Origin of the sequence: Micromonospora chalcea (assembly GCF_002926165.1) — a bacterium.
GTDB classification, from domain to species: domain Bacteria; phylum Actinomycetota; class Actinomycetes; order Mycobacteriales; family Micromonosporaceae; genus Micromonospora; species Micromonospora chalcea.
In genome coordinates, this window is record NZ_MAGP01000013.1 from 85,698 (window position 1) to 99,828 (window position 14,131).

14 protein-coding genes are annotated in these 14,131 nt (G+C 74.3%); 5 read left to right on the top strand and 9 right to left on the bottom strand.

Going from position 1 to position 14,131, the window contains the following annotated elements:
* Positions 1-25: 25 nt before the first annotated feature.
* The 4 genes from BAW75_RS02880 to BAW75_RS02900 form a co-directional block, all read right to left on the bottom strand.
* On the bottom strand, positions 26-1,159 hold the full coding sequence (locus BAW75_RS02880) for a SigB/SigF/SigG family RNA polymerase sigma factor (RefSeq protein ID WP_104112519.1): 1,134 nt from the start codon (positions 1,157-1,159) through the stop codon (positions 26-28).
* A 244-nt stretch (positions 1,160-1,403) separates the two neighbouring features.
* Positions 1,404-2,813: a hypothetical protein gene (locus BAW75_RS02885; protein WP_104112520.1), complete on the bottom strand. Its 1,410-nt coding sequence runs from the start codon at positions 2,811-2,813 to the stop codon at positions 1,404-1,406.
* Between the two features lie 419 nt (positions 2,814-3,232).
* Positions 3,233-4,981 (bottom strand): thiamine pyrophosphate-binding protein, encoded by a 1,749-nt coding sequence (locus BAW75_RS02895; RefSeq protein WP_104112521.1) that lies wholly within the window; start codon positions 4,979-4,981, stop codon positions 3,233-3,235.
* Positions 4,974-6,098: a baeRF2 domain-containing protein gene (locus tag BAW75_RS02900; protein WP_104112522.1), complete on the bottom strand. Its 1,125-nt coding sequence runs from the start codon at positions 6,096-6,098 to the stop codon at positions 4,974-4,976. The genes BAW75_RS02895 and BAW75_RS02900 overlap by 8 nt, the downstream gene beginning before the upstream one ends.
* Before the next feature lie 142 nt (positions 6,099-6,240).
* Between BAW75_RS02900 and BAW75_RS02905 the strand changes: the two genes are divergently transcribed.
* A complete protein-coding gene (locus BAW75_RS02905) occupies positions 6,241-6,789 on the top strand; it encodes a hypothetical protein (RefSeq protein WP_208635175.1) in 549 nt (182 codons plus the stop codon).
* A gap of 36 nt (positions 6,790-6,825) precedes the next feature.
* On the top strand, positions 6,826-7,716 hold the full coding sequence (locus BAW75_RS02910; protein ID WP_104112541.1) for an alpha/beta fold hydrolase: 891 nt from the start codon (positions 6,826-6,828) through the stop codon (positions 7,714-7,716).
* Here the strand turns inward: BAW75_RS02910 and BAW75_RS02915 are convergent.
* On the bottom strand, positions 7,697-8,038 hold the full coding sequence (locus tag BAW75_RS02915) for a DUF3817 domain-containing protein (protein ID WP_104112523.1): 342 nt from the start codon (positions 8,036-8,038) through the stop codon (positions 7,697-7,699). The genes BAW75_RS02910 and BAW75_RS02915 overlap by 20 nt on opposite strands.
* 187 nt (positions 8,039-8,225) lie before the next feature.
* On the opposite strand from BAW75_RS02915, the gene BAW75_RS02920 reads away from it, so the two are divergent.
* A complete protein-coding gene (locus BAW75_RS02920) occupies positions 8,226-9,704 on the top strand; it encodes a glutamate-cysteine ligase family protein (protein WP_104112543.1) in 1,479 nt (492 codons plus the stop codon).
* A 12-nt stretch (positions 9,705-9,716) separates the two neighbouring features.
* Here BAW75_RS02920 and bla read toward each other — a convergent pair whose 3' ends face one another.
* The 3 genes from bla to BAW75_RS02935 all read right to left on the bottom strand — a co-directional run bounded on the left by bla (position 9,717) and on the right by BAW75_RS02935 (position 11,738).
* Positions 9,717-10,622, bottom strand: a complete 906-nt coding sequence (gene bla, locus BAW75_RS02925; RefSeq protein WP_409073982.1) for a class A beta-lactamase — start codon at positions 10,620-10,622, stop codon at positions 9,717-9,719.
* Between the two features lie 166 nt (positions 10,623-10,788).
* The gene (locus BAW75_RS02930) at positions 10,789-11,397 is read right to left on the bottom strand and encodes a DUF6518 family protein (RefSeq protein WP_104112525.1); all 609 of its coding nucleotides are present in this window, start codon (positions 11,395-11,397) and stop codon (positions 10,789-10,791) included.
* Between the two features lie 50 nt (positions 11,398-11,447).
* Entirely contained in the window at positions 11,448-11,738 is a 291-nt protein-coding gene (locus BAW75_RS02935) for a helix-turn-helix domain-containing protein (RefSeq protein WP_069089831.1), read from the bottom strand.
* A gap of 66 nt (positions 11,739-11,804) precedes the next feature.
* Between BAW75_RS02935 and map the strand changes: the two genes are divergently transcribed.
* On the top strand, positions 11,805-12,578 hold the full coding sequence (map, locus tag BAW75_RS02940; RefSeq protein WP_104112526.1) for a type I methionyl aminopeptidase: 774 nt from the start codon (positions 11,805-11,807) through the stop codon (positions 12,576-12,578).
* Positions 12,579-12,596: 18 nt separating this feature from the next.
* On the opposite strand, the gene BAW75_RS02945 is transcribed toward map, so the two are convergent.
* Positions 12,597-13,244 (bottom strand): maleylpyruvate isomerase family mycothiol-dependent enzyme, encoded by a 648-nt coding sequence (locus BAW75_RS02945; RefSeq protein WP_104112527.1) that lies wholly within the window; start codon positions 13,242-13,244, stop codon positions 12,597-12,599.
* 234 nt (positions 13,245-13,478) lie between these two features.
* Here BAW75_RS02945 and BAW75_RS02950 point away from each other — a divergent pair, with 234 nt between their 5' ends.
* Positions 13,479-14,093: a calcium-binding protein gene (locus tag BAW75_RS02950; protein WP_104112528.1), complete on the top strand. Its 615-nt coding sequence runs from the start codon at positions 13,479-13,481 to the stop codon at positions 14,091-14,093.
* Positions 14,094-14,131: the final 38 nt, after the last annotated feature.

Consider the following 14,131-nt stretch of genomic DNA (forward strand, 5'->3'; position numbering starts at 1 on the left):
CGGCGCGGTACGTGCGTGCGGCGGGTCAGTCGGCGGCCGGCAGTCCGGCAGCGGTCAGCGAGCGGCGCACCGCCGGCCGCACCCGGGTCAGCCGCAGCGGCACCCCGGTACGCGCGGCGGCGTCCCGCCCGGCCATCAGCGCGGCGATCCCGCCGGCGTCGAAGCCACCCGCGCCGACCAGGTCCACCACCACCTCGCGGGGCTGCCCGGTGACCGCCTTGAGCACGGCCCGGCGCAGCTGGTCCGCGCCAGCCCGGTCGACCTCGCCGCCGACCTCGACCACCACCCGGTCGCCGTTCTGCTTCACCGAGATGCGGGCCTTCCCCGGCTCGGCCTCGGCGGCGCCGTTCTGCCAGGGCGCGGGCGCCTCGGCCAGCATCGCCTGGCGCAGCCAGGTCAGCGCCCGCGACAGCAGCCGGGACACGTGCATCTGCGAGATGCCGAACCGGGCGGCGATCTCCGCCTGGGTCTGGTTGCCGTAGAAGCGCATCGCCAGGATGCGGCGCTCCCGCCAGGGCAGCCGGTGCAGCAGGCCGCTGACCGTGACCCGGTCGTCCACCGACTCCAGCGCGTGGTCGGACTCGCCGACCAGGTCACCGAACTCGGCCGAGCTCTCCCCGCCGACCGGCGCGTTCAGCGACGCCGGGCTGTAGCCGGCGGCCGACTCCAGCGCGGCGAGGATCTCCTCCTCCGGCGTCTCCAGCCGGGCGGACAGCTCCGCCACCGTGGGGGCGCGGGACAGCTCGCTGGTGAGCGTCGCCGTGGCCTGCCCGACCTCGAGGATCAGGTCGCGCAACCGGCGCGGCACGTGCACGCCCCAGGTGCGGTCACGGAAGTGCCGTTTGATCTCGCCGACGATGGTGATCGCCGCGTACGCGGTGAACGAGCCCCGTTCCGGGTCGTACCTGTCGACGGCGTTGACCAGCCCGAGACGGGCCACCTGTTCCAGGTCCTCCAGCGGCTCGCCGCGTCCCCGGTAGCGCCGGGCCAGCCGGCCGGCGAACGGCAGCGCGAACCGGACCAGGTCGTCCCGCGCCTCCTGCCGCCGTTCCGGTGGCAGTCCCTCGATCCGGGCCGCGTACGCGAGCGCCGCGGCGTCCAGGTCCTCCAGACCCCGGTCGGTGGTCGGTGGTGTGGGTGTGGTGGTCTGTCCGAACATCCGCGCCCCCCTCGCCGAAGGTCCCCGCCCGGTCGTAACCGGTCGTGCGCGTGGTCGGACCACGCACCGGGTGAGGAAGTTGGGTTACGTGACGGAGTACGTCGAAGGCGGTGGCCGTCCGCCGCACGGCGTCGTGGGCCGTTCCGCGGCGAGCGGTCTTCCCGCTCCGTAGGTACTCAATCACGGACCGCCGGATCGCGAGGAAGTTTCGCCAGGTTGCCCGGCAGCCGGTCCCGGCGGCGGTTCAGCAGACGAGCAGCCCCTGGTGCGCGCCCGCGTCACGCAGCGCGGTGAGTGCCTCGGCCGCCCGCAGCGGCGGCGGCGTGGGCAGGTCGCAGGGCTGGTTGCGCAACACCTCCGTGGCACGTCGGGTGGGTACCGAGGCGACCGGGTAGCCGCGCGCGGCACCCCGGTCCAGAGCCCGCCGCTTGCGCCCGAAACCGGCCACCGCCAGCCACTGGGGCAGGCCCGCGTGCGCGGGCGAGCGCAGGCCGGGCGGCTCGGGCAGCACGTCCACCGAGCTGAACGGCTCGCTGCCGGCCAGCCACCACTCGACGCCGGCGACCCGGCGCGCGGTGGCGTTCTCGCACCAGTAGGGCACCAGGCCGGCCCGCAGCACCTGCCCCGGATCGAGCAGCCGCCCGCACTCCACCACCAGCCGGTCCCCGGTCTTGCCGGCCCGCCGCAGCCAGCGCCGGTACAGGTCGGCGGTCACCGCGCTCAGGGCGTCCGGCTGCGGCACCACGACCCGGTGCAGCGGGTGCCCGTGCCGGTCCCCCGCAGACCGGGCGTCGTGCTCGAAACCGGACTCCACACCGTGCTCGGCGAACGCGCCCGCGACGGTGACCTCCGGCGTGACCCAGCGCGACTCGTCCCCGCCGGCGGCGCGCAACACCTGACCCAGCGCGCGGGCGTCCGGGTGGAAGTCGACCGGGTCCAGCCCGCCGGCCGGGCAGCCGGTCTGGAAGCTGTGCCCGTCGCCGCCGTCGCGCACCGGCCAGGTGCGGGCGTCGTGCAGCAGCAGCACCGGCGCGGCCGGTTCCAGCCGGTCGGCCAGGAAACGCGCGTACGCCTTCGGCAGCGTGCGCCAGCGCACCGCGAACGTCACCACCGCGCCCGCCGCCGCGCCCCGGCTCGCCGGGCAGTGCACCTGGCGTACGTGCACGCGCGGATTGGCGTCGAGCAGCCGGGCGGCCAGCGTGGCGCCGTGCGCGTACGCGGCGTCCGGGCGGTCCACCGCCCCCCGGCTCCACCGGGCGGTGATCTCGAAGCCGGCCGGCAACCACGGCACGCCGAGCGCCACCGCGAGGTGGGCGGCGGCGCCGTGCGGTGAACCGAGCACCACGCCGGGCCAGCGCCGGTCCGGGTACTGTCCGGTGAACCATCCGGCCACGCGCTCGGCGTCCACGGCGGCGATCTGGGCGGCGGTGAGCGCGGCCCGCCCGGCGGCCCGCGACGCGGCGGCCCGGCGTACCGGCTCGGGCGCGCCACCGAGGCGCGACAGCGCGCCCGGGTGGCCGAGGTCGCCGCAGTCGTCGCCGCGCAGCGCCCGGGCGGTCGCGGCGACCAGGGTCCGGGCGGCGCTGCCGGCCGCCACCACCCGCTCGGCGGGCAGTCCCGCGCCGCCGTCCCGTTCGACTCGTTCGCTCACCACGCGGCCCGGCTTCCCGTCCCTCTGGGGTCTAAACGGGGCATCTCCCCACGGGGCAGGACCAAGGCCCGCCCGGTGGCCGCACCGCCCGCGGCACCCAGGTACGCCGTCGCGCCGCGCGCCCGCCGTCACGGGCGGGTATGGGCCGGACCGGGACGGGCACTGCAGGGCGCATGCCCGACGACGGGAGCACCCCGGCGGCGACCATCACCCCGTACCGGGACGGACCGCCGCTGGAACGCAACGACTTCGCGCTGGTCACGCCCGAGGGCACGCCGAGCGGGCGACCGCGCGCGCTGACCCCCTGCCACCTCCCCCGCGATCTTGCACTTCGGTCCCCGGAAAACCGTCCTGAACCGGGCACTCGGGGGGCCGGAACTGCAAGATCGCGAGGGAAGAGAGGGTGCGCCGCCCGGATGCCGCTAGACGATCTCGTCGGCCGCGATGGCCTCGGTCTGGATCACCCGTTCCCGCACCCGGCGGGCGGCGTCCCCGTCGGCGACCAGGCCGCGCAGGTCGGCCAGCGCCGGCTCGGGCACGTCGAGCGGCGTGGACGGATCCACCACCGCCTCCAGCACGGCGGGCCGGTCGGCCGCGAGCACCTCGTCCCAGGCGGCGCCGACCAGATCCGGCCGGTCCACCCGTACGCCGTGCAGCCCGAGCAGGCGCGCCCACCCGGCGTACGGCACGTCGGAGCGTCGTCCCCCGGGCGTACGCCCGCCGCCCACACCGGACTGGTCCCTGTTGTTCAGCACCAGCACGATCAGCCGCGGATCGCGCCACCCCGTCCAGTGGTGTGCCACCGTGATCAGCTCGGCCAGGCCGTTGAGCTGCATCGCGCCGTCGCCGAGCAGCGCGATCACCGGCTCGTCCAGGACCAGCAGCTTGGCCGCGACCGCGTACGGCAGCGCGCAGCCCATCGAGCCGAGCGTGCCGCACAGCCGCGCCTGCACCCCCGGTGGCAGCTCCAGGTGCCGGGCGTACCAGTAGACGACCGAGCCGACGTCGACGGCGACGGAGGCGTGCCGGGGCAGCCGGGCGGACAGCTCGCGGAGCACCAGCCGCGGGTTGACCGGCTCGGCGGGCGTCGCGGCCCGCTCGGCGGCGGTCTCCCGCCACCGGTCCACCATCTTCTCCACCATGCCGCGCCACTCGCGGTGGGGCTGGTCGGGCACCCGGGTCAGCAGTGCCCGCAGCGTCTCGGCGGTGTCGCCGACGAGCGGCACGTCCACCGGGTAGCGGGTGCCGACGCGCCGGCCGTCGATGTCGATCTGGATGGTGCGTACCTGGCCGGGCATCGGGAACCAGTCGGTCCACGGATCGTTGGTGCCGATCATCAGCAGCGTGTCGCAGCCGCCCATGAGCTGCGCGGCGGCGGTGGTGCCGACCTCGCCGAGCACGCCGGTGTGGAACGGCAGCCGCTCGTCCAGCACCGGCTTGCCCAGCAGCGACGTGGCCACGCCCGCGCCGAGCCGGTCGGCGAGCGCGACGATCTCCTCGGCCGCGCCGTGCGCGCCCTGGCCGACCAGCATCGCCACCCGCTGCCCGCTGCCCAGCAGCGAGGCGGCGGCGTCCAGGTCGGCGTCGTGCGGCAGCACCCGGGCCAGCGGCTCGCCGGGCGTCGCGGTGACCACTCCGGCGGTCTGCGGCAGCAGGTCCGGTACGGCGGTGACCTGCAACGCGCGCGGCAGCACCACGCAGGTCGGGCTGCGCGTCGCGGCGGCGGTACGGAACGCCTGGTCCAGCAGCGCCGGCACCTGCTCCGGGCGGCGGCCGTAGCGGACGAACTGGTTGCACACGTCGCCGAAGAGCCGGCTCAGCCCGATCTCCTCGTGCGCGCCGCCGAGCGGGCCGGTGACGTCCTCGCCGACGATCGCGACGACCGGCTTGCTGTCCAGCTTGGCGTCGTAGAGCCCGTTGAGCAGGTGCACCGCGCTGGGCCCCTGGGTGGCCAGGCACACCCCGACGCCGCCGGTGAACTTCGCGTGCCCGGTGGCCATGTACGAGGCGGTCTCCTCGTGCCGGGCGGGGACGAACGCCGGGTCCCCGCCCGCGTCGTCGAGCGCGCCCACGAGCGGGGCGATCGCCGCGCCCGGACAGCCGAAGACCCGCGGCACCCGCCAGGCCCGCAGGCGTTCGACCACCAGGTCGGCGACGATGCGCTCAGCCATTACCCCGCCCGGGCGTGCTCGCGTCGACGTAGCGCAGCACCGCGCCGACCCCGTCGGTCAACTCCGGCGCCTCCTCGGGCGCGAGCACCGTCAGGTCCGCGCCGGTGCCGATCAGCGCGCGCAGCAGCGCGGCGTCGGCGCGTACCCGCTGGGGGTCGGCCACCGCCATGTCCGACAGCTGACCCGGGTCGGTGGCGATCTCGGTCGGCTCGGGGCCCACCCACAGCTCGCCGTCGGCGGACGGGTCGTCCACGATGAGCATGGTGTCGACCTGGTTGCGTTGCAGCGCGGAGACCACGGCGTCGAGGCCCGCGCCGACGTCCTCCTGCACGCCGAAGCGGTCCAGGGCGGCGGTGACGCGCCGGTCGGCGACCTCGGCGACGGTCTGCGCCGTGATGTCGTCCATCAGCGTGTCGTCCGCGCCGACGTCGCGGGCGCCGGCGTCGGTGCGGACCAGCACGTCCTGCCACCGTTCCGGCAGCTGGGCGGCGATCATGCCGGTGGCGCGGATGTCCCCGGCCACCACCACGACGTCCGCGCCGACCCGCTCGGCCAGGTCTGCGGTTGCGGCGGCGGCGTCGCCGGCGTTCTGGTGCCACGCCTCCATGGCGGCGCGCTGGTAGCGGGACTGTGACCAGCCGCCCGGCTGTACGCGCCGCAGCTGCCGGCTCTGTCCGCCGGTGACGTGGGCGCGGCGCGGCACGCCGCCGGCGCTCACCGCCATCGCGTCCGCGCCGGTACGGTCGGCCAGGACCCGCACCCAGGCCACCTGTTCGCCGCGCTGGGCCACGAGCGGCATGGTGTGCGGCAGCGCCGACCAGCTCGCCAGGTCGCGCAGCGGCGGCGCGGACAGGTACTCGGTGAGCACCACGCGGCCCCGGGTGGCGAACACGGCGATCCCGTAGTCACCGGGCATCGGCTGGTGCCGGCGGACGACCTCCTCCACCGCCTCGACGGTGACCGGGTCGGCGCCCTGGCTCAGCAAATCGCCCTTGAGGGCCCGCCAGCGCAGGTCGACCTGCGCTCGCGCGTCCTGGGTGTCGCGGGAGGCGTCCATGTACACCGAGCACCAGGGCCCGGGACGGTTGTAGAGCGGGCGCAGGAAGGACAGCTGCATGCTCGACCCCTTTCCGGCTCGGCCGCACGCATACCCGCGCCCCGGCGGAGTTCACCTGCCGGCCGCCCGGGCGTGACCGGTGTTCATTCACGTCGTTCAACTCCACGGGCCGATACCATCTGTGCACGGATCAGAACTCTCGGTGGTGAACATGGACACGGAGCTGCATACCCGTCGCGTCGTCCACCCGACGGAGCGCGTCGTCACCGGACGTCTCGTCCGGTTGATGGAGGGCTACGCCCGGGAGGTACGGGTCGGGCAGCCGGCGCTGGTCGCGGTGCTGACCGCCGCGGGGGTGGTGGGGCTGCTGCTGAAGGTGGTGCGCGCGTTGCTCAGCAACGGTGGCGGCGGGGCCCGGCGCAGCTTCAAGGAGCTGAAGAAGGGGCCGGAGTTCCTGGTCACCCCGGTCCGGGTCCGCGACGCCGCCGGCCGGCTGGTCGAGGTCGAGCTGCACGGCCACCTGCCGCAGAGCGCGCTGCACCCCGGCGACCACGTCCAGCTCACGCTGCGGGCGCAGCGCGACGAGGATCTGCCGCCCCGGATCGAGCGGATCGTCAACCTGACCACCGGGCAACTGCTCACCCCGCGTACCGCCACGCTCTGGTCGCACCTGGGTCCGGCGCTGCTGCTCCAGGCCGTGCTGGGCGCCGTGCTGCTGTTCGGCGTGGCCGCCTGCTCCGCGCTGACCTAGGTTTCCCCGTCGCCGGTGGCGGGCACCGCTGCGGCCATGTTCGCCGGATTCACGCTCACCGAGATCGACGTCGGCGCGGTGCGCCTGCGCGTACGCCACGGCGGCTCCGGGCCGCCGGTGGTGCTGCTGCACGGGCACCCGCGTACCCATGCGACCTGGCACCGGGTGGCGCCGCGGCTGGCCGCGCGGCACACGGTGATCTGCCCGGACCTGCGCGGCTACGGCGGCTCGTCGAAGCCGCCGAGCGACCCGGAGCACACCGTCTACTCCAAGCGGGCGATGGCCGCCGACGTGGTCGGGCTGCTCGACGCGCTCGGCCACCGCCGGGCCGCCGTCGTCGGGCACGACCGTGGGGCGTACGTGGCCATGCGCACCGCCCTGGACCACCCGGACCGGGTGAGCCGCCTGGGCGTGCTGGACGGGGTGCCGATCGGTGAAGCGCTGGCCCGCTGCGACGCCCGGTTCGCCGCCCGCTGGTGGCACTGGTTCTTCCTCGGCCAGCTCGCCAAACCGGCCGAGCGGGTGATAAACGCCGATCCGGACGCCTGGTACGGCGGCTCACCGGAGGAGATGGGCGAGCAGGCGTACGCCGACTACCGGCGCGCCATCCACGATCCGGCCACCGTGCACGCCATGTGTGAGGACTACCGGGCCGGGCTCGGTCCGGACCGGGCGGCGGACGACGCCGACCGCGCCGCCGGACGCCGGATCGGCTGCCCGGTGCTGTTCGCCTGGTCCGAGCACGACGACATGGTCGACCTGTACGGCGAACCGGCCGCGATCTGGCGGGACTGGGCCGACGACGTGCGGACCGCCTCGATCCCGTCCGGGCACCACATGGCCGAGGAGGCGCCGCGGGAGCTGACCGACGTGCTGGCCGGTTTCCTCGCGGAGGACCTTGCCTCGGTCAGCGACCGGCGGGGGTGAGCGGTCGCTCGAGCGGGGCCGGCGCGTCGAGCAGGCCCCGGCGGCGCGCCCAGCGCTCGAACAGCACTGTGGCGAACGGGGGCACCGCGCTGACCAGGGCCAGCCCGGTCTGCACGAGCGTCCAGCGGCGCCGTCGGGCCACCACGAGCGTCAGCAGTCCGTAGACCACGAACAACGCGCCGTGGATCGGGCCGAAGATCTTCACGCCGATCTCGTTTCCGGGCGGCCCGTACTTGACCGCCATGCCGGCCAGCAGCGCCGCCCACGAGCAGCCCTCGGCGAACGCCGCCACCACGAACGCCCGGATCCACCCGTCGCGCATCAGCTACTCCCCTTCGCCGTCGGCGGCCATGCTAGCCGCCCGGGCCGGGCGGCCCGGACGGAACCCGCTGCCCCGCGACGGGGATCACCGGGGCCGCCACGGGGTACAGAAAAGGGTCTGGCGGACCTTTCCTGACCCGCCACTCCGTGCGAGGTTGGGAAGAACCAACGGTGACAGGGTGGTGACCATGGGCGAGGACGTCGGCGTGCGTACCTTCAGCCGGGAGGACCGGGCCCGCTATCGCGAGAAGGTCCGGCGGTGCCTGGACGTGTTCGCCGAGATGCTGCGCGAGTCCCGGTTCGACGTGGAGCGGCCGATGACCGGCCTGGAGATCGAGCTGAACCTGGTCGACGACGACTTCGACCCGGCCATGCGCAACGCCGACGTGCTGGAGGCGATCGCCGACCCGGCGTTCCAGACCGAGCTGGGCCAGTTCAACGTCGAGATCAACGTCGAGCCGCGCCGGCTGGCCGGCACCGGCACCGCCGCGTTCGAGGAACACGTGCGGGCCAGCCTGAACGCCGCCGAGTCAAAGGCCCGCACGGTGGGCGCGCACATGGTGATGGTCGGCATCCTGCCGACGCTGCGCCCGGAGCACCTGACCGCCGAGACGCTGTCGGCCAATCCCCGGTACGCGCTGCTCAACGAGCAGATCTTCGCCGCCCGGGGCGAGGACCTGCCGATCGCGATCAGCGGGGTGGAGCGGCTGGCCACCACCGCCGACACGATCACCCCGGAGGCGGCCTGCACCAGCACCCAGTTCCACCTCCAGGTCAGCCCGGCGCAGTTCGCCGACTACTGGAACGCGGCCCAGGCGATCGCCGGCATCCAGGTGGCGCTCGGCGCGAACTCGCCGCTGTTCTTCGGCCGGGAGCTGTGGCGCGAGACCCGGGTGCCGCTGTTCCAGCAGGCCACCGACACCCGGGCGGAGGAGATCAAGGCCCAGGGCGTACGCCCGCGGGTGTGGTTCGGGGAACGCTGGATCACCTCCGTGTTCGACCTGTTCGAGGAGAACGTGCGCTACTTCCCGGCGCTGCTGCCGGTCTGCGACCCGGAGGACCCGGCCATCACGCTGCACAGCGGCGGCGTGCCGAAACTGGCCGAGCTGCGGCTGCACAACGGCACCATCTACCGGTGGAACCGGCCGGTCTACGACGTGCTGAAAGGCCGCCCGCACCTGCGGGTGGAGAACCGGGTGCTGCCGGCCGGGCCGACGGTGCTCGACACCGTCGCCAACGGCGCGTTCTACTTCGGCCTGGTGCGGGCGCTCGCCGAGTCCGACCGTCCGCTGTGGTCGCAGATGTCGTTCAGCGCGGCCGAGGAGAACTTCAACGCCTGCGCCCGGCACGGCATCGACGCCCAGGTGTACTGGCCCGGCCTGGGCTACCTGCCGGTGACCGAGCTGGTGCTGCGCCGGCTGCTGCCGATGGCCCACCACGGGCTGGACCGGTGGGGCCTCGACCCCGCCGAGCGGGACCGGCTGCTCGGCATCGTCGAGCAGCGCTGCCTGACCAGCCGCAACGGCGCGACCTGGCAGGTGGAGACGCTGCACCGGCTGGAGTCGGCCGACCACCTGGACCGTCCGGCGGCGCTGCGCGAGGTGGTCCGCCACTACGTCGACCTGATGCACAGCAACCGGCCCGTGCACGAGTGGCCCATCCCCTGAGCCGGCCGCCCGTCAGCGCAACGCGGTCACTGTCGCCCGCGCGGCCTGGGCGACCAGGGTGTCGTCGGGCTTAGCGTCGCGTCTGTCCCGGCTGGACATGACCGCCAGCACGATCGGCGCGGAGTCCGGCGGCCACACCACGGCGATGTCGTTGCGGGTGCCGTACCCGCCGGTGCCGGACTTGTCCGCCACCTGCCACCCGGCCGGCACGCCGGCCCGGACCAGCCCGCTGCCGGTGGTGCTGGCCCGCATCCAGCTCAACAGCAGGTCCCGGTCCGCGGGCGGCAGGGCCTCACCCAGCGTGTACGCCCGCAGCGAGCCGGCCAGCGCGCGGGGCGTGCTGGTGTCGCGCTCGTCGCCGGGCGTGGCCGCGTTCAGGTCCGGCTCGGTACGGACCGGCCGGGTGACCGAGTCGCCCACCTCCCGGAGTGCCCGCGCGAAGCCGGCCGGGCCGCCGAGCGCGTCGAACAGCAGGTTGCCGGCGGTGTTGTCGCTGTACCGCACCGCCGCCTCGGCGGCGTCCCGCAGCGTCATCCCGGTCTCCACGTGCCGTTCGGTCACCGGTGAGTGCGCCACCAGGTCGGCGCGCCGGTAGCGGACCACCCGGTCCCGGTCGGCGTCGGACGTGGCGGCCAGCATCGCGCCGGCGGCGAGCGCCTTGCACGTCGAGGCGTACGCGAACCGCTCGTCGGCCCGGTGCGCGAGGGTGCGGCCGGTGCCGGTGTCGACGGCGTAGACGCCGATCCGGGCGCCGAAGCGCCGCTCCAGCGCCGCCAGCTCGGCCGGCGCGGGCACCGGCTCGGCGTTCGGCGTCGCCGACGCGGCGGGTGCGGTCGGAGCGCTGGTGGGCGACGCGGCTTCGGGCCGGTCCTTTGTGCAGCCGGCCACCAGGGCCGTCGCCGTGAGCATCGCCGCCATGAGCACCTGCCGTCGGATCATCCGTTTCCTCCCCCGTCATCCGGACCACGCCGTTCTCGGGTCATTGTCGCCGATCCCGTCGGGCCGGTGGTCCGCCGCCTCGGCCGACGCGGTGGCCCGCATCCTCGGCCGGCGGGGTGGCTCGCAGCCTCGGCGGCCGGGCAGGTCAGCTCCCCGCGACGGCGGCGAACGTGAGCGCGCCCGCCGCAGCCAGCGGCAGCGCCACCGCGGCGGCCAGCAGCCGTACCCGGGCGGACCGGCCGATCAGCGCCACGAGCAGCACGGCCAGCCCGAGGTCGATCGCCACGTTCCACCAGGCTCCGGGGTAGGACCCGGACTTCAGCGCGAACCGCAGCGCCTCCTCCACGAACACGGCCACCGGCAGCGCGGTCCCCACGACGCGCCGCCATCCGTCGGTCCGCGCCCAGATGCCGGCGACGCCGAACACCACGCCCGCCACCACGCCGAACGCCATCCAGACGAACGAGGTGAGCGCCCAGATCACGGCGAGGTCGTCGCCCTGGAGCAGCGTCGCCGCCAGGTAGTAGCTGGGTACCGCGACGATCAGCAGGACGCTGGCGGCCACGGCGGCACGCACCGCGCCCGACCGGATCCACCAGCCCAGCGCGAACGCGGCCACCGCCCAGGTGGCTGTGGAGTTGCCCAGTTCGGCGAACGGGAACGGCACCCACTTGATCCAGACGAAGTCCAGGAAGCCGAGCAGGAAACCGGCGACGGGAACGACAAGCGCGACGGCGCGACGCGAGGGTGGCATGCGCGGAATCTTACATACTCGGTATGCTCGACCCCGTCGAGAGGGCTGCCCTACGAGGCGAGGCGCCGCTCGGACGGCGCGAGACGCGCCACGTCGTCGGAGTGGTTGATCTCCGACCAGACCGCATCCAGGGAGAGGCCGAGGACGTCGGCGATGGCGGCGATGGTGGGAAACGCCGGGGTGGCCACCCGGCCGGACTCGATCTTGCGGAGCGTCTCCGGGGAGACACCCGCGTCGAGCGCGGTGAGCAGCATGGATCGCTCGCCCCGGGCGCGGCGCAGGAGCGCGCCGAGGCGCTGCCCGCGCTCGACCTCGGCGGGAGTGAGGGGCAACCGGACCATGCCGAGATACTAATACCGGGATAACATGACCGGGATACTTATTGGTCGCGTGAGGAAGGCGCCCGCATGATCGAGATCCTGAGCCCCACCGACGTACGGCGGGCGCGGGACACCGGCGCCCTGGTCGCCCACATCCTGCAGACCCTCCGGAGCAGCACCACTGTCGGCACCAACCTGCTCGACATCGACAGGCAGGCCCAGCGCATGATCGTCGAGGCCGGGGCGCAGTCCTGCTACGTCGACTACGAGCCGTCCTTCGGGCGCGGGCCGTTCGGCCACTACATCTGCACGTCGGTGAACGACGCGGTGCTGCACGGCCTGCCGCACGACTACACGCTCGCCGACGGCGACCTGCTGAGCCTCGACCTGGCCGTCAGCCTCGGCGGAGTGGTGGCCGACTCCGCGATCAGCTTCCTCGTCGGTGACGCCCGGCCCGCGGAGAGCGTCGCGCTCATCGACGCGACCGAGCGGGCGTTGCAGGCCGGGATCGCCGCCGCCGGTCCCGGCGCCCGGATCGGCGACCTCTCGCACGCCATCGGATCGGTCCTCACCACGGCCGGATACTCGGTGAACACCGAGTTCGGCGGGCACGGCGTCGGGTCCACGATGCACCAGGACCCGCACGTGTCGAACACCGGCCGCCCCGGACGCGGGTACAAACTGCGCCCCGGGCTGCTGCTGGCGCTGGAGCCGTGGGTGATGGCGGACACCGCCACGCTCGTCACCGACGCCGACGGATGGACGCTGCGCAGCGCGACCGGCTGCCGCACCGCGCACAGCGAGCACACCATCGCCATCACCGACGACGGCGCGGAGATCCTGACGCTGCCGAAGCCGTGACCCGGGCACCCGCCGTGGTCACACGGGCGTGCAGCGCTCCCGCAGCGTGGGGACACCGGGCCCGGTGAGGTCGTCGCAGTACGCGGCCCGCCCGGCCATCGCCATCGTCAGCGCCACAGTGGTGCCGCTGACCAGCGGGCCGTCGCCGGCGGTGAACGGCCCGTCGGTCGCCTCCACCCGCAGGCCGTCGATCGCGCTGCGCCCGGCCACCGTGAAGTCCCGCCCGGCGTAGAACCGGGCGACCGGCGTCACCGCCTCGACCAGGGGCGTCCGGGCCAGGCCGAGCGGCCGCCGGATGTCCTGGGCGTGCACGACCACCTCACCGAGCCACGCCTCGGTCGGGCCGAACGTCGACGTGGTGCTGCCGATGATCCGCCGGAACCGGTCGAGCGTCTCCCCCGGGTCGGCGCCCCGGTGCTCGGCCAGCCGGCGGTCGTTGTGCAGGTCGAAGTCGAACCGGGCGCCGAGCACGCTGGCGACCCAGCGCGCCCGGCCGACGCTCGCCGCCGCCGTCATGTGCGCGAGTGTCTCCTCAACGGTCCACCGGCCGCACAGCGAGCGCCGCGCCCACTGCGCCGCGTCGATTCCGGCGAGGTCGTCGGCCAGGGCGGCGCGCTCGGCGTGCGCGAGCGCCCACAGCTCACGGCGGGTCAGCGTGTCGGACATGAAACCTCCAGGGTCGGCCTTAGGAGGTAGGACCGCGCTGCCTGGACGAACTCACCGCTCCCACCCCGCCGATCTTGGAGTTGTGGTGGTTCGCAAACCCGGCATGCGCGACCTTCGAGGCGCCACAACTCCAAGATCGGCGCCGAGGGCGGGCGGGCTGCACGTTTGCTGCACGTCCGCTGAACGCTCGCCGGTGACGCTTCTCGCACACATCAACCGCAAGGGAGAAGCGTCATGTCACACAGGTTCCTCTTCACCCCGCGTACCGTCGCTTCGGCGATCGGGGCGCTCATCCTGGCCGCCGCGGGCCTGGCCGGCGGCGCCACCCGGGCGTCCGCGGCCTACATCGTCCCCCCCGACTGCGGCCCCTACTCCGGGGCGCCGGTGCCGGCCGGATACACCCTGAGGTTCGCCATCGCGGCCTACGTCAGCAACAACGCCAACGGTCCGGAGTTCATCGTCGGCACGAACCTTCGCGACGTGATCGTCGGAAGCGTCTACGACGACGTCATCTGCGGCCTCCCCGGCAACGACGACATCCAGGCCAACAGTGGCGACGACATCGTCTACGGCGGGCTGAACGGCGACGACATCTGGGGCGACCTGGGCAACGACAACCTCCACGGCGACGGCGGCGCCGACACCATCCACGGTGACCGCTTCATCGGACCCAGCGCCCTGGACGGCAACGACCGCGTGGACGGCGGCAGCAACGACGACCACCTCTTCGGCGACAAGGGCGCGGACACCCTGGTCGGCGGTCCCGGCTTCGACGACGGCGACGGAGGCCCGGACGTCGTGTTCGACGACTGCCGTACCAGCGTGGAAATCGTGGTCAACTGCCCGTGATCCAGTCGGCACGGCGGTCCGCGGGGCTCGGACAACGG